15 protein-coding genes are annotated in these 14,150 nt (G+C 60.8%); 2 read left to right on the top strand and 13 right to left on the bottom strand.

Features of this window, described 5'->3' with window-relative positions; genetic code table 11:
• Positions 1-17: 17 nt before the first annotated feature.
• The 12 genes from RWK44_RS17315 to RWK44_RS17370 form a co-directional block, all read right to left on the bottom strand.
• The gene (locus tag RWK44_RS17315) at positions 18-1,472 is read right to left on the bottom strand and encodes an NAD-dependent succinate-semialdehyde dehydrogenase (RefSeq protein ID WP_316029161.1); all 1,455 of its coding nucleotides are present in this window, start codon (positions 1,470-1,472) and stop codon (positions 18-20) included.
• 10 nt (positions 1,473-1,482) lie between these two features.
• The gene (locus tag RWK44_RS17320) at positions 1,483-2,562 is read right to left on the bottom strand and encodes an ABC transporter ATP-binding protein (protein ID WP_316029162.1); all 1,080 of its coding nucleotides are present in this window, start codon (positions 2,560-2,562) and stop codon (positions 1,483-1,485) included.
• A complete protein-coding gene (locus RWK44_RS17325) occupies positions 2,559-3,359 on the bottom strand; it encodes an ABC transporter permease (protein WP_025398202.1) in 801 nt (266 codons plus the stop codon). Before RWK44_RS17325 ends, RWK44_RS17320 begins: the two co-directional genes overlap by 4 nt.
• A gap of 1 nt (position 3,360) precedes the next feature.
• A complete protein-coding gene (locus RWK44_RS17330; RefSeq protein ID WP_316029163.1) occupies positions 3,361-4,233 on the bottom strand; it encodes an ABC transporter permease in 873 nt (290 codons plus the stop codon).
• 112 nt (positions 4,234-4,345) lie between these two features.
• On the bottom strand, positions 4,346-5,356 hold the full coding sequence (locus tag RWK44_RS17335) for an ABC transporter substrate-binding protein (protein ID WP_316029164.1): 1,011 nt from the start codon (positions 5,354-5,356) through the stop codon (positions 4,346-4,348).
• A gap of 46 nt (positions 5,357-5,402) precedes the next feature.
• Positions 5,403-5,726 carry an NIPSNAP family protein gene (locus RWK44_RS17340; RefSeq protein ID WP_316029165.1) on the bottom strand — a complete coding sequence of 108 codons (324 nt, stop codon included), beginning with the start codon at positions 5,724-5,726 and terminating at the stop codon, positions 5,403-5,405.
• Positions 5,727-5,731: 5 nt separating this feature from the next.
• Positions 5,732-7,195 carry an aldehyde dehydrogenase gene (locus RWK44_RS17345; protein ID WP_316029166.1) on the bottom strand — a complete coding sequence of 488 codons (1,464 nt, stop codon included), beginning with the start codon at positions 7,193-7,195 and terminating at the stop codon, positions 5,732-5,734.
• A 4-nt stretch (positions 7,196-7,199) separates the two neighbouring features.
• A complete protein-coding gene (locus tag RWK44_RS17350; RefSeq protein ID WP_316029167.1) occupies positions 7,200-8,240 on the bottom strand; it encodes an LLM class flavin-dependent oxidoreductase in 1,041 nt (346 codons plus the stop codon).
• Positions 8,237-9,172, bottom strand: coding sequence for a flavin reductase family protein (locus RWK44_RS17355; RefSeq protein WP_316029168.1), 936 nt, complete (start codon positions 9,170-9,172; stop codon positions 8,237-8,239). Before RWK44_RS17355 ends, RWK44_RS17350 begins: the two co-directional genes overlap by 4 nt.
• Positions 9,169-10,014 (bottom strand): alpha/beta fold hydrolase, encoded by an 846-nt coding sequence (locus RWK44_RS17360; protein ID WP_316029169.1) that lies wholly within the window; start codon positions 10,012-10,014, stop codon positions 9,169-9,171. Before RWK44_RS17360 ends, RWK44_RS17355 begins: the two co-directional genes overlap by 4 nt.
• Before the next feature lie 14 nt (positions 10,015-10,028).
• Positions 10,029-10,631, bottom strand: coding sequence for an amino acid synthesis family protein (locus RWK44_RS17365; RefSeq protein WP_316029170.1), 603 nt, complete (start codon positions 10,629-10,631; stop codon positions 10,029-10,031).
• A gap of 412 nt (positions 10,632-11,043) precedes the next feature.
• Positions 11,044-11,736: a GntR family transcriptional regulator gene (locus tag RWK44_RS17370; protein ID WP_130794663.1), complete on the bottom strand. Its 693-nt coding sequence runs from the start codon at positions 11,734-11,736 to the stop codon at positions 11,044-11,046.
• Between the two features lie 220 nt (positions 11,737-11,956).
• Here RWK44_RS17370 and RWK44_RS17375 point away from each other — a divergent pair, with 220 nt between their 5' ends.
• The gene (locus tag RWK44_RS17375) at positions 11,957-12,238 is read left to right on the top strand and encodes a type II toxin-antitoxin system Phd/YefM family antitoxin (protein ID WP_065284557.1); all 282 of its coding nucleotides are present in this window, start codon (positions 11,957-11,959) and stop codon (positions 12,236-12,238) included.
• Entirely contained in the window at positions 12,238-12,564 is a 327-nt protein-coding gene (locus RWK44_RS17380; protein ID WP_131641976.1) for a type II toxin-antitoxin system RelE/ParE family toxin, read from the top strand. The genes RWK44_RS17375 and RWK44_RS17380 overlap by 1 nt, the downstream gene beginning before the upstream one ends.
• A 29-nt stretch (positions 12,565-12,593) precedes the next feature.
• Here the strand turns inward: RWK44_RS17380 and repC are convergent, their stop codons facing one another.
• The gene (gene repC, locus RWK44_RS17385; RefSeq protein WP_316029171.1) at positions 12,594-13,964 is read right to left on the bottom strand and encodes a plasmid replication protein RepC; all 1,371 of its coding nucleotides are present in this window, start codon (positions 13,962-13,964) and stop codon (positions 12,594-12,596) included.
• Positions 13,965-14,150: the final 186 nt, after the last annotated feature.

Below are 14,150 nucleotides of genomic sequence, written 5' to 3' on the forward strand. Positions count from 1 at the left end.
CGAGATGAATTCTCGGCTCAGGCAATGCCGCCCAGGCACACATATTTAAGCTCGGTATATTCGTCTAATCCGTGCCTCGATCCTTCGCGACCGAGACCCGACATCTTCACGCCGCCGAACGGAGCCTCGGCCGTCGAGACGAGACCGGTATTGACGCCGACCATCCCATATTCGAGCGCTTCGGCCACACGAAATACACGCGACAGATCGCGAGCGTAAAAATACGAAGCAAGTCCGAATTCGGTGTCGTTTGCCTGTTCGATGACGTCCTCTTCGTCGCGGAAACGAAAAAGCGGTGCAAGCGGCCCGAAGGTTTCCTCACGCGCGACCTGCATGCCGGCAGCGACATCGCGCAAGATCGTCGGCTCGAAGAAATGGCCGCCGAGCGCGTGGCGTTTGCCGCCTAAGACGATCCCGGCACCCTTTGAAACGGCATCGCTGATATGGCTTTCGACCTTGGCGACGGCATTGTCGTCGATGAGCGGGCCAAGCACGACTTCACTGTCGAGACCGTTGCCGACCTTCAAGCCTGAAACCGCCGCGGCGAGCTTGGCGGCAAACGCTTCGTAGACGCCATCCTGGACATATAGTCGATTGGCGCAGACGCAGGTCTGGCCGTTGTTGCGGAACTTGGCGATGAGTGCGCCTTCGACGGCAGCGTCGAGATCGGCGTCGTCGAAGACGATGAAGGGTGCATTACCACCAAGTTCGAGACCGAGCTTTTTGATCGTCGGCGCGCATTGCCGGTAAAGCAGCTCGCCAGTCCGGGTGGAGCCGGTGAAGGTCAGGACTCGAACGTCACGGCTTGCCGTCAGCGCCCCGCCAATTGCCGCTGCGTCACCCGTGACGATGTTGAGAAGCCCCGGCGGCAGGCCGGCGCGCTCAGCGAGAACGGCGATTGCAATGGCGGAGAATGGCGTCTGCAACGCCGGCTTGAGAACGACGGCACAGCCGGCGGCAAGCGCGGGGCCGATCTTGCGGGTGATCATCGCGTTCGGAAAGTTCCAGGGCGTGATGGCGGCCACTACGCCTGCAGGCTGGCGCAGGACGAGGATCCGCTTGTCCGGCTGATGTCCCGGTACGACCTCGCCGTTGATGCGTCTCGCCTCTTCGGCGAACCATTCGATGAAGCTTGCACCATAGGTGATCTCCCCCTTGGCCTCGGCCAGGGGTTTTCCCTGCTCCAGCGTCAGGATCATCGCCAGATCGTCGCGGTTTTCGATCATCAGCCGGTGCCATGCCTTCAGAACGGCGGCGCGCTCCCCGGCGGTCTTCTTCGCCCAAAGCTTCTGGGCAATGACCGCGGCGCGGATGGCATCTTCCGTTTCCGCAGCACCGAGGTCGGGGACCAGCCCCAACTGCTCGCCTGTCGCCGGATTGCGGACCGTCGCCGCCTTGCGGCCTTCCGCTTCGATCCAACGATCGGCGATGGGGCATGCCTGACGGAACAGCGAGGGATCATTGAGCTTCATAGGACAACTTTCAACAGAATACGTGAGCGGCACCGGGATCGAAATTCAGATGGACTATATCGCCACGGCTGAGCCCCGCGATAGCCTCGTGACCGAACGGCAGGCGAACCGCCAGCGCCTCGCCTGTCGCCGTCTCGGTCGAGACGTGAATATTGTTGCCGAGGAAGGTAATGTCGCTGACCGTTGCGGCAAGACCCGCTCCGGCTGCCTGGTTTCGCGACAACCGAATGCGCTCCGGCCTCAGCATCAGGGCAGCCCTCGTCCCGCAGGTTCCTTTTCCATGCACCGGAATATGATTGAAGACGCTCCCGCCGCCAAGCGAAATGGTGGCCTGCCCATCGGAGGATGACAGCAGGTCGCATGAAATGAAGTCGCTGTCGCCGATGAATTCGGCCACGAAGCGGGTCCGCGGATTGGCGTAGAGTTCCGGGCCTGTCCCGATCTGGTCGATGACACCCTTGGAAAAGACGGCGATGCGGTCGGAGAGCCGCAACGCCTCCTCCTGGTCATGCGTGACATAGAGGATCGTCACTTCGGTCTGCTGGTGGATCCGGCGTATCTCATGCTGGATTTCCTCACGCAGCTTCTTGTCGAGCGCCGACAGCGGCTCGTCCATCAGAAGCACCGGCGGATCATAGGCAAGGGCTCTGGCAAGGGCGACACGCTGCTGCTGGCCGCCGGACATTTGTGCGGGCTTGCGATCCTCGAAGCCTTCGAGCCTGACGAGGCGCAGCATCTCCTTCACCTTGCTGTCGACCTCTGCCTTGGACTTGCGCCTGACCTTCAGCGGGAATGCGATGTTTTCGCCCACCGTCAGGTGTGGAAACAGGGTGTAGCGCTGGAACACCATGCCGATGTTGCGCTTGTGCGACGGCGTGTCGAGCAGGGTCTTGCCCTCCAGCGTGATGTCGCCTTTCGTCGGCGTTTCAAAACCGGCCAGTATGTAGAGGGTCGTGCTTTTCCCGGATCCGGACGGTCCGAGAAAGGTCAGGAACTCCCCGCGCCGAACGTCGAGATTGACGTCGTGGACGGCGACGACAGGGCCGTATTCCTTGCGTATTCCGCGGATCTGAAGGAATGGTTCTTTCATTGTTTCAGTACCTTACGCACGACGGCAACAAGCGCCATCAAGAGGATCGTCAAAAGGATGAGAAGGGTCGATGCCGCAGCGACAACGGGCGTCAGGTCCTGTCGCAGCGTCGCCCATACCTTCACGGGCAGCGTCTGCAGGGTCGGGCTGGACATGAAGATCGCCACCACTACCTCGTCCCAGGATGTCAGGAATGAGAAGACGGCAGCCGAAAACAGCCCATGGCTGATCGCCGGCAGGGTGACCCTGATCTTTGCTTCCAGAGGCGAGGCGCCGCAAAGAACCGCCGCATCCTCGATCGATTTGTCGAAGCCTTCCAGCGCACTTGAGATGGACAGGATCGAGAAGGGCAGTGCGAGAACGAGGTGCGAAATGACGAAGCCCGCCAGCGTGCCGCCAAGGCCGATCCTCAGGAAAAAGGCATAAAGGGCGACCGCAAGAACCACGACGGGAAGGATCATCGGCGTCAGGAACAGCGCTTTCAGCGCATCGCGGAACAGGAACGAACCGCGCACCAGCCCGAAGGAGGTCACAAGGCCGAGCAGCACCGACAGGATCGTCACGATGACCGCGATCTTGAAGCTCGTCCAGGCCGATTCCAGCCAGCGCGGATCGGCAAAGAGCTCGCTGTACCATTGAAACGTCCAGCCGGGCGGCGGAAAGATCAGCCATTGCGAGGAGCCGAAAGAGAGAGCGGCGATAAAGACGATCGGCAGAAGCAGAAAGGCCGCAGTCAGAAGCGTGATCGCCAGCAGGATATATTTCCACCAGCCGAGGCGGTCGAAATTGAGCAACATGTCAACGCCCTCCCGGATTCTGGTTGCCGACGAAGCGCAGCTGCACGGCGTAGAGCGACAGGGTCACCACGAGGAGAACCAGCGCCGCAGCACCTCCCATGCCCCAGTTGACCAGCGACTGCACGAATTGCGCGATGAGCTCTGCGAGCATCATGTTCGCGGTGCCGCCGAGAAGCGACGGCGTGACGAAATAACCAAGGGACATGACGAAGACCATGAGGGCACCGGCTGCCATGCCGGGCATGGCCAAAGGCAGCAGAACGCGGGTCAGGCACTGCCACCGGTTGGCGCCGCAAAGTGCTGCCGCCTGCAGGGTCGACGGGTCGATCTTCTTGATCACGCCGTAGAGCGGCAGGATGATGAAGGGCAGCATGATATAGGTCATGCCGATCGTGACCCCCGTCAGATTGTTGACGAGCGCTAAGGGCTTGTCGATCAGCCCCATTCCGATCAGCATCTTGTTGATGAGCCCTGTCCGCTGCAGCAGCACCATCCAGGCATAGGTGCGGGCCAGCAGGTTGGTCCACATCGACAAGAGCAGGATTGCAAAGATCACCGAGGTCAGCCGCCCGGGCATGATTGCCAGTGCCCAGGCAACGGGAAATCCGATCAGCAGCGAAATAACCGTGACCAGACCGGAAACGATGAAGGTGTTGGCGAAAATCTTGAGATAGGTCGTGGACCCGATCAGCTGCGCATAGTTTCCAAAGCCCGGCACGGGTTCCAGCACGCTTCGCAGCAAGAGTACCGCCACCGGCGCGATGAAGAAGATCGCCACGAAGGCGAGAGCCGGAAGGACCCCGCCAAACCCTGTTGCCTTACGCGCCTTTGGCAGGGGCGCAATTGCGCCGGAAGCATCGCTATATGTCGACATGACAGTCCTTCCCACCCGTCAATTTCCGCAGGCGCCGAGATCGTACAAACGGGCACTGGCGCTGCGGGAGGCACGGCGAACATTCGCCGTGCCCATCCGTCTCAGTTTCAGGCTATTTCGCCTGCCATGCGTACCACTTCTCGCCGATGGCATCGCGATTGTCCGCCCAGTAGTTCATGTCCGCATTCACCTGGCTGGCCGTCTGCTGATCCGGCAGGGTCTTGGCCGTCTCCGGATCCATCAGCTTGGCCGAGTCAACGTTGATTGGCGCATATCCGGTGGCTTTTGCAAGGGCGGCCTGAGGTTCGGCCGAGGTCGCCATTGCAATGAACTTCATCGCGGCTTCCACGTTCGGCGAACCCTTCGGCACGACGAGCGAATCCGCAGCGGTGATGTTCTGTTCCCATGAGGTCTCGGTCTTGATACCGCTCGCCGCAAGCGCGGTCATGCGGCCATTCCAGATACTGCCGAAGGGAGCCTCGGCGGATGCCAGAAGCTGCTGCGACTGTGCGCCGCCCGACCACCAGACGATGTCCGATTTGATCGTATCGAGCTTCTTGAAGGCGCGGTCGAGATCAAGCGGATAGAGCTTGTCGGCGGCCACGCCGTCGGCAAGCAGCGCCGCTTCGATCACGCCGGGAGCCGACCACTTGTAGAATGTGCGCTTTCCCGGAAACTTTGCCGTGTCGAACAGGTCGGCCCATGTTTTCGGGCAGGCGCTGACGGCATCGGCGTTGCAGCCGATCACGAAGGAATAATAGAAGCTGCCGACCGAATAGTCGGTCACGAAGCGCGGATCGAGCTTGGATTTGTCGATGACGGAGAAATCGAGTTTCTCGAGCTGGCCATTCTTGCCGGCCTGGGCGGCATAGTCGCCTTCGACGTCGACCACGTCCCAGGTAACCTGGCCTGCCTCGACCATCGCCTTGAGCTTGCCGTAGTCCGTCGGTCCGTCCTGTACGACGGTGATACCGGTCTTCTCCGTGAACGGGCTTGCCCATGCGGCCTTCTGCGCGTCCTGGGTCGTTCCTCCCCAGCTCGAGAAGACCATGCTGTCGGCGTGCGCCGGTGCGGACACAGCCACGAATGCGGCAACTGCCGCGAAAGCAAATGTTGTTTTCATGTTCCCTTATCCTTGTTCTGGTTTGTCCTAGGTATGCCTTATGCCGTCAGTACGCCTCGCTCCCGGGAGAAAAGTTGGCTGGCTTCATAATCTTGTTTTCCGCTACTTCGATCAGATCGCGGATCTTGGGCAGAAAGGCTTGCCACCGGGGATCGGCCAGAAGCCTCTGGCGCCTCGCCTCCCGGTCGTCCAGGCTCGCAAAGGCCCATATGTGGACGATCTCGTTGATCGTCCCTATTTCCGAAAAGAAGTAACCGACGAGCGTGCCGAGATGGCTCTTCTGGATCTCGATCCCCTCTTCCTCGACGACCTTGAGATATTGCGGAATGGTGCCGTTCTTCAGCCGATAGGTGCGGATTTCGTAAAACATCGGCGCTACCTCATCACGAAGGGATCGGGGATCGGATCGTCCGATGTCCTGAGCCAGATCGTCTTGGTGCGGGTATAGTCGAGAGCTGCGGCCATGCCGCCTTCCCTGCCATGGCCCGACAGGCCGAAACCGCCGAACGGCGCGATCGGTGAGACCACGCGGTAGGTGTTGACCCAGACGATCCCGGCGCGGAGCCCCTTCATCAGCCGGTGCGCCCGGGTGAGGTTCTGGGTGAAGACGCCGGAGGCCAGGCCATAACGGGTATCGTTGGCAAGCCGCAGCGCCTCGGCCTCCGTCTCGAACGACACGACGGACAGGACCGGCCCGAAGAACTCCTCGATCAGCGACGGCGAGGCGACATCGTCGCAGTCGAGAATCGTCGGCGGGAAATAATAGCCGTCGCCGTCGATCTTGCGCCCTCCTGTGACAAGGCGGGCACCGCTTTCGATCGACTTGGCGACGAGGGCGCCGATATTGTCCTGTTGGCGCTTGGTGGCAAGCGGGCCGACTTCGGTCGCCATATCGAGCGGAGCACCGATCCGGATCGCCTCCGCCTTATCCCGCAGCAGGGCGACGAATTTGTCCTTGATACTGCGTTCGACGATGAGGCGCGATCCGGCAACGCAGCTCTGTCCTGTCGCAGCGAAGATGCCCGCTACCTGGGCATTGGCAGCGCTCTCGAGAGCTGCATCGGCAAAGACGATGAATGGCGACTTGCCGCCAAGTTCAAGCGAGGTGGAGGCGAGGTTTTCGGCCGAGTTGCGAACGATGTGCCGGGCGGTTTCAGGGCCGCCGGTGAAGGCGACATGCGCGACCTTCGGATGCCGCCCGAGGGCGGCGCCGCAGGAGGCGCCGAAACCCGTGATGATGTTGACGACGCCGGCGGGAAAGCCTGCCTCGTGCACGAGCCGTGCAAATTCGAGAAGCGGCGCCGGCCCGTCTTCCGAGGCCTTGACCACCATCGTGCAGCCAGCCGCCAGCGCCGGGCCGATCTTCACCGCCGACAGGAAAAGCTGGCTGTTCCACGGCACGACCATCGCAACGACGCCGATCGGCTCGCGGCGAAGCCAGACATCCATGTCAGGCTTGTCGATCGGCAGGTAGGCGCCTTCGATCTTGTCGGCGATGCCGGCATAGTACCGATAGTATTCGGCGACATAGGCGATCTGCGCCGATGTTTCGCGGATGATCTTGCCGGTGTCGCGCGTCTCCAGTTCAGCCAGCACCTGCGCGTTGGCAGCAACCAGGTCGGCCAGCTTGTAGAGCAGCTTGCCGCGTTGGGTGGCCGTCATTTTCGGCCAGGCGCCATCGTAAAGCGCCCTGTCGGCAGCTTCGACAGCCCGATCGACATCGCCCTCGCGCGCTTCGGGCATCTCAGCCCAGACCGCGCCGGAGGCTGGATCGATGCTCGGATAGCTGGCCTCGCCATCTGAAAATTCGCCGTCGATGTAGTGCTGGAAACGCCGCATGGTCTTACTCCTGAAACGCCGGCATGACCTCGGTGATGAAGCGTTCGAGCGACGCCTTCTTGCGCTCGAAGCTCATGCCGGTGTCGATCCAGACGGAATATTCGTCATAGCCGAGCGCTTCATACGCCCTGAGCCGGGCGATGACAGTCTCAGCGTCGCCAACGACATTGTTGGTGCGCATGACCTGGTCCGACAACATCGCGTTTGCTCTGATCTGCTCGTCCGGAATGCGCTCGATCAGACCCTGGGCAATCGGCTTCTCATTCTTGAACCAGGCGAAGAAATAATTGTAGTAGACGCTGAGCTCATGGGCGGCCTGGGCGACATCGTCCTCTGACGAGCCGACATAGGTATGGCGCAGCAACATGATCTTGGGCCGCTCGATCTCGGGATTCTTGGCGCAGGCGTCGTTGAAGCGCTCCATCAACGACTGAACCTCGTCATCGCCTTGCCAGAGCGGCGTGACCTGAACGTTGCAGCCATTGGCGACGGCAAATTCATGCGAGTTCGGATCGCGCGCCGCCACCCAGATGGGCGGGTTCGGCTGCTGCAGCGGTTTCGGCGCCGACGTGGTCGACGGAAACTTGAAGAATTCCCCGTCATGCGCGTAGTCGCCGGCCCATATGCCCTTGACCGCCGGGATGAGCTCACGCATGCGCTGGCCGGCACCCCAGGCATCGAGACCGGGCAGCAGACGTTCATATTCGAAGGAATAGGCCCCCCGCGCGATACCGATGTCGAGTCTGCCATCGCAGATGATGTCGGCCATGGCGGCCTCGCCGGCAAGCTTGATCGGATGCCAGAAGGGGGCGATCACCGTCCCCGTTCCGAGCCGTGCCCGCGATGTGCGGCGCGCCAGATCGGCAATGGTCACAAACGGATTGGGCGCAATGGTGAAATCCATGCCATGGTGCTCACCCGTCCAGATCGCGTGCATGCCGCCCTTGTCGGCGATCTCGCAAAGCGCGACGAATTCCTCGTAGAGGCTCTTGTGGCTTTGGCTGGCGTCGAGCCGTTCCATATGGACGAAGAGGGAGAACTTCATGCTTTTGCGTCCTTGGCTGGAATTGGGTGAACAGTGCCGCCGGTCTCGTCGCCGAAATAGACGCCGAAATTGCCGATCGAGCTTTCCATCGCAAAACGGTTGACGATATCGGCGGTCGAACTGGTCTTGAACTTTGCCGCAACCAGTGCGTCAGGCTTCAAGAACCTGCCGCCGGCAGGCTCGCCCTCTCCGGCAACGGCGTGATAGACGATGTGCTGCTTGCCGTCGCTCTTGCCCTCATAAACCGAATAGAGAAAGCCGATGCTGACTTTCAACCCGGTTGATGTCTCCAGGTATTTTTGCAGCGTCTCGGTCGGGTTGCCGTCATGGGCGTCGACGCTCGGCAGGGAGAGCACATCCTGGCCGAGCAGCAGAACTTCCCCACGGCGTTCGACAACGGCTGCAAGTTCCATATTGCCTTCGCTTGCCGCGGACACCGCCTTGCTTGCCAGCGTCGGCGTGAAATAACCGCCACGCGCATAGCCGAGACCATTGCGGCCGCTATTGTCGAAAGCTTCGATGCGCCCCATCAAGATGACGTGGTCGCCAGCCTCGATGACCTCTTCCATGGCGCATTCGAACCAGGCCGCAACGTCCGAGAATATCGGGCAGCCTGCCGATCCCTTGGCCCATTCGACCGCCGCAAACCTGTCCTCGACCGGTCGCGCAAAGGTGTTCGACACGTCTTTCTGCGTTTCCGAAAGCACGTTGATCGCAAAATGCTGCGCTCCGGTCATGATGCCAAAATTGCGCGACGTCTTGGCAAGGCAGACGAGGAGAAGCGGTGGATTGAGCGAGACCGAGGTGAAGGAGTTCGCCGTGAAGCCGATCGGGTGTCCTTCCCCGTCGCAGGCGGTGACGACAGTCACCCCGGTCGGAAAGGCCCCGAATGCATCTCGCAGTGCTCTTGGGTCGACAGTCTGGATTGTCATCGTTCATCCTCCCCGAACGATAGCCACTCAGCGAGCAGCGAATTGACGATATCAGGCGCGGTCAGGTTCACCATATGGCGATGACCTTCGACGATGCGGGCGTAGCCCCGCGGCGCGAGCTCTGCCATTTGCCTTGCCATCAAGGGCGTCGAGTTCGGATCATCGGACCCCGTCAGAAACAGGGCCGGACCAGCCACGTCTTTCCAGCCGTCGGCGTAGGTCTCGTCTCCTCCCGCGAAGGCGGCGTAAGCGACGGCATATCCCTGGGGATCGACGAGGTTCAGCCATTTTCGTGTCAATTCACGCGCAGTGACGCTGTCCGCATCATCGCCGAACCAGCGGGCCAGCGGACCTTCCTTGTCGACGCCCGATACCGGAATGGCCGCGGCGCGCGAAAGCACGGCGGCCTTTGCCTCGGGGTCACGCCTGTAGACACCGTTGAGGTAGGCGACACGGCTGATACGCTCGCCAAAGGTCGCGGCCGCCCCTCCCGAAACCAGTGCGCCCATCGAGTGCCCGGCAACATTTGCCGTGTCGATTGCCATCTCGTCGAGAAAACGTCCGAACCAGGCGACGAACTCCTCGAGCCGACTGCCCGCCGGCAGCTTTGCGCTCTCCCCATGTCCGGGCATATCGACAGCGATGACGCGATGGCCTGCAGACAGAAATGCGATCTGCGGAGCCCAGGCCTCGAGCCGCATGCCGACGCCGTGAATGAGAACCAGCGGCTCTCCGCTGCCGGCCTCATGATAGGCCGTTCCGCTTGCCGTCTTCTTTCGGGGCAAGGCACCGGCGGCGTTTGTTGCTGCAGCGGTGCGTGTCGTCGATCCGGCTGTCAGCATCTCGGAGCGCTCCCTCAAACGCCCGCAGGATTGGCAACGTCCTGCCCCAGGTCTTTCAGATCCTGGTAGCGGTCGCCGATGCGGTGATGGGGGCGCCCGCCTATCGAAGCACCGAGAGCCACGACGATCTCGTCGGCAGCAGGCGCATCGGGGATCGACGTCTGGATGGTCAGGTAGTGCGAACGGCGGCCTTCATCGTTCTTGTCCATCAGCGGGATCATGATCGGCGCATTGGCCGGACCGCGTGTGTTGCAGAAGGCGAGATAGGACTTGGCGCCGACAGCCTGGCGATAAAAATTGCCGAAACGCAGCGTGTGGATGAGCGCGGACCCGTGTTCGATCTCGCCGTCCAGGCCGACGACAGCGGACTTTCCATAGCCTTCGACAGCCTCGCCGGACCCGACCGCATCGATGATCATCTTGGTCAGCAACTCGCCGAGCACCGGAGCGCCTGCGTGAATTTCGGGCTTGAGGTCGTCGACGAAGCCACGACCGGCCCAGGGATTCTTCACGACAGCAAAGGCGGTAAACAGCTTCAGCGGAACCACCGCGGCCTTGCCGCCTTCAATCAGCGTCGTTTCGATCTGCAGTCCCGTCTTGCGAATTTGAATGGCCATCGAGCACCTCATTTCTCAATTTCGTATTATGGTATACCATAATATATGAGTGTCAAGTTGGTTCCCGCGAGGACGCAGTTCAGGCCGAGGCGGAGTTTTTCAATTTGGCGCGCGCGCATCTCGACCCACCGGACAGCGCTTTCTTCCCGTCAGCGCGTTGTCAGCTGACAAACGACATGGCGGCGCCCGCGGATGCCGGCCGAGTCCAGAAGTCACGGTCATCCCAGTTCATGGTACCGCCTTATATATTATTTAATATGGCATACCATCACATTGGACAAAGTTGGGTGTCAAGCGCGGAGTATGGATTTCGGTGAATTGCGCGGAACATCATCGCCAATGGAGTGATATCGACAGCTGAGATGAGCGCTTTGCCAGGGCCTGCGGCGAAGCGACAGGGCCCCGTTCGTGCCTATTCGGCAGGCTTCTTGGCGGACAGCACTGCTTCGGCAATCGCGCTTGCGGCGGCGACGTGATCCATCGCGGCCCGGTAAGCCCCCTCGCCGTCGCCGCGGCGGATGGCGTCGACGATCTTCGACATCTGCAGCGGACCTTCGATGCCGCGTCTCTCCGTCTTGATCGTCATCGAGCGCAGGTGGTTTATGCGCACGGTCAGGAGATTGACGACACCCCAGGCAACGTTCCTGTCGACCATCGTGAACAGCGTCTGATAGAAGGAAGAGGTGTTCGTCAGCACAGCTGCCATGTCGTTGTCGCGGTAACTGTTGCGGATCCCGGCCAGAGATTCCTCCAGCGCGGCGACGATCTCCGGGCTGCGGCGCTCCGCGCACAGCCGCGCCGCCATCCCTTCCAGCGCGCCGCGGATCTCATAGATCTGCTTGGCTTCGTCGATGTCGAGCTGCGCGACGATCGGCCCCTTGTTCGGAAGATTGGCGACAAGCCCTTCCGATTCAAGATGTCTCAGAACCTCGCGCACAACTGTTCGGCTGACGCCGAGCTGGGCGCAGAGGTCACGCTCGACAAGGCGATCTCCGGGACGGAAATATCCGTTGACGATGGCCTCGCGGACCTTGTCGAGCGCTAATTCCCGCAAGGTCTTTGCAGGACGCTCGACTCGAATTGCGTCCTTCAGAGCACCGCTCATTCTCTACCTCAGTGTTGGACTTTGCACGCTCAACTTCCGCCGCGGCAGCCGAATGCAAGAATCGTATTATGGCGTACCAGATACTGTAGCTGTCGGCGCCCGGCAATTCAACAAGCACAGTGCGGACCCGGCGATTGTGAACCGAGAATGAGTCCCATCGAAAGGCTTCTTTCAATCGACCACTTGATGGTCTATATTCTGGTCGAAAGGGAGAAAGTGAATGAAGCTGTCAGAACAGGTCAAGCCGATCAGCTACCTCAAGGCGCATGCGCCGGAGATCATCCGGACACTGAAGGATAATCCGCAGCCGGTCGTCATTACGCTTCACGGAGAGGCGAAAGCCATCCTTCAGGATGTCGGCCAATACGAAGAAACCCAGGAGACACTGGCGCTCCTGAAGGTGTTGGCGCTCACCAACCGGCAAGTCGAGGACGGCAAACTGCGCCCTGCTGCGGAGTCCTTCGCGCGCATCCGCAAACGTCTGGCCGACAGCCAATCCTAATGCCATATCGTGTTCTTTTCGCTGAGGATGCGGAACGCGACATCGAGGATCTCTATCGATTTATCGCCAGCCGCGACGGCGCCGAGACGGCAGAGCGCATTCTGACGGAGCTTGAGAGCGCGTGTGCCGAGCTTGAAGAATTCCCCGTCCGCGGAAATATTCCGAAGGAGTTGGCGGGTATCGGAATTTCCGAATATCGGGAACTGCACCATAAGCCGTGGCGCATGATCTATCGGATCCTGGGCACGGATGTCGTCGTCTACTGCGTCGTAGACGGACGTCGCGACATGCAGAGTTTTCTGGAGCGAAGGCTTATTCGCGCTTAGCCACACGCTGCCCACACGGAGGCTGAACATTATCCAGCCTTCCGGCCGGCCGGGGCGTTTGCCCGCAGAAGCGCCATCAGCATCGGGCCGATCGCGAATTCTCCCTTTTCGCTTCGCCGCGTCAGGCCTCGAAGATAGCCACCGGCCGAATTGATGTGGCCGCCGCGCTCCAGGATGCATGCCATCACGGTCGCGGCATTTTCCGGACCCATCACATTGGCGGCCTCTTCGTAAGCCGACGGACTGACGCCCAGCATCGATCGAACGATGACGGCTGCGGCCATCAGATCACGCCAGTTGCTGATTACGCCATCCGGCCCATAGGCAAGGATTTCCGGGCAGGCCTGCAGAACGAGGCCCAGCGGGAAGGATTTCAGGCCGCCACCATCGTTGCGGCCGCCCGACTGCCGACTTTCCTCCTGCCGGGCCGGATGGGTTGTCTCCCCCCTCCCCTCTTCCAGCGTCTCCGCCTCTCGCCCTTTGTCTTGCTCCGCCATCGCCCCCTGCTCCGCCATCGCCCCCTGCTCCGCCATCGCCCCCTGCTCCGCCATCGCCCCCTGCTCCGCCATCGCCCCCTGCTTCGTTTCGAAGCTTGGTTCAAGTTCAGATGTGGATTCGGGGTTTGAATTCTGTATGTGACGCTCGATATAATCGGCATTGCCGCGCTGTTTTGTTGATTTAACCCGTATTTCCAGCCGGTTAAGAATATCTGTGCGCAGGGCCGTCAATTCATCCAGCAACAGTTCAAGCTGCGCTGTCGTTGGCGATCGCGGCAGGCCTTCGATCAGGTCCCGGAATTCGCGGTATAGGCCTTGCCAATCCCCAGGGATCTCTTCTTCAACGGCCGCTTCGATCAGTTTGGCAATGTCACGGCGGCAAAGGGTGATGCGTTCACGCAGGCGCTGGACATGCAGCCGCTCAGCCATCACTGCGGCCGCGAGCTGTTCGATCTCCTCGGCACGGGCAAGCAGCGGCGCCAGCGAAAAGCCGAAAGCCGCGTTGACCTCCCCTGCCCTGTCTCTGCGGACGTAACGCTTGCCGTTGGGGCTATCCTTGCGCAGGAGAAGGCCCGCCTCGACGAGCGCGGCAAGATGGCGCCGGACGGTCTGTTCGGCCATGCCATGCGTTCTGAGCGAAAGCTGGATATTCGACGGGAATACGATCAAGCCGCTTTCCTCAGCCAGCTCATTCTTCGGATAAAAGCTCAAAAGCGCATTGAGCACGGCAAGCGCCCGATCGCCGATGCCAAGCAGCGGCTTTGCTTCGCACAGCGCGCGAAACAATTTCCACTTGTCGACCGACTGATCCGGCTTGATCTCCCCGGCCATGACCTGGTTTGCAAGCATGCCAAGCGTCATCGACCGCCGCCCGAAGGGCGTCGTCACATTCCCGGTTTCCATATCTTCCACCTCAACGAGGCAAAAGAAATCCACTCACCAAAACGGCGCCAAAAACTCTTGACAGCGATTCTCGGAAGTGCGATTCTCGGAGGTGTTCAAGACTACGAGGAAAGCTTCCGTGACGGTGACGTTCGGGGGCTTTTTTCTTTTGCGCGTTATCTCCTATCCGGATTGTCAGCTGACAAC

Source organism: Rhizobium sp. 25PS6, assembly GCF_032464655.1.
Classification (GTDB): domain Bacteria; phylum Pseudomonadota; class Alphaproteobacteria; order Rhizobiales; family Rhizobiaceae; genus Rhizobium; species Rhizobium laguerreae.

What these genes read in the sequence shown, in the direction of transcription:
- RWK44_RS17315 (WP_316029161.1), bottom strand. Translation starts at nt 1,472, where the DNA reads ATGAAGCTCAATGATCCCTCGCTGTTCCGTCAGGCATGCCCCATCGCC.
- RWK44_RS17320 (WP_316029162.1), bottom strand. Translation starts at nt 2,562, where the DNA reads ATGAAAGAACCATTCCTTCAGATCCGCGGAATACGCAAGGAATACGGC.
- RWK44_RS17325 (WP_025398202.1), bottom strand. Translation starts at nt 3,359, where the DNA reads ATGTTGCTCAATTTCGACCGCCTCGGCTGGTGGAAATATATCCTGCTG.
- RWK44_RS17330 (WP_316029163.1), bottom strand. Translation starts at nt 4,233, where the DNA reads ATGTCGACATATAGCGATGCTTCCGGCGCAATTGCGCCCCTGCCAAAG.
- RWK44_RS17335 (WP_316029164.1), bottom strand. Translation starts at nt 5,356, where the DNA reads ATGAAAACAACATTTGCTTTCGCGGCAGTTGCCGCATTCGTGGCTGTG.
- RWK44_RS17340 (WP_316029165.1), bottom strand. Translation starts at nt 5,726, where the DNA reads ATGTTTTACGAAATCCGCACCTATCGGCTGAAGAACGGCACCATTCCG.
- RWK44_RS17345 (WP_316029166.1), bottom strand. Translation starts at nt 7,195, where the DNA reads ATGCGGCGTTTCCAGCACTACATCGACGGCGAATTTTCAGATGGCGAG.
- RWK44_RS17350 (WP_316029167.1), bottom strand. Translation starts at nt 8,240, where the DNA reads ATGAAGTTCTCCCTCTTCGTCCATATGGAACGGCTCGACGCCAGCCAA.
- RWK44_RS17355 (WP_316029168.1), bottom strand. Translation starts at nt 9,172, where the DNA reads ATGACAATCCAGACTGTCGACCCAAGAGCACTGCGAGATGCATTCGGG.
- RWK44_RS17360 (WP_316029169.1), bottom strand. Translation starts at nt 10,014, where the DNA reads ATGCTGACAGCCGGATCGACGACACGCACCGCTGCAGCAACAAACGCC.
- RWK44_RS17365 (WP_316029170.1), bottom strand. Translation starts at nt 10,631, where the DNA reads ATGGCCATTCAAATTCGCAAGACGGGACTGCAGATCGAAACGACGCTG.
- RWK44_RS17370 (WP_130794663.1), bottom strand. Translation starts at nt 11,736, where the DNA reads ATGAGCGGTGCTCTGAAGGACGCAATTCGAGTCGAGCGTCCTGCAAAG.
- RWK44_RS17375 (WP_065284557.1), top strand. Translation starts at nt 11,957, where the DNA reads ATGAAGCTGTCAGAACAGGTCAAGCCGATCAGCTACCTCAAGGCGCAT.
- RWK44_RS17380 (WP_131641976.1), top strand. Translation starts at nt 12,238, where the DNA reads ATGCCATATCGTGTTCTTTTCGCTGAGGATGCGGAACGCGACATCGAG.
- repC (WP_316029171.1), bottom strand. Translation starts at nt 13,964, where the DNA reads ATGGAAACCGGGAATGTGACGACGCCCTTCGGGCGGCGGTCGATGACG.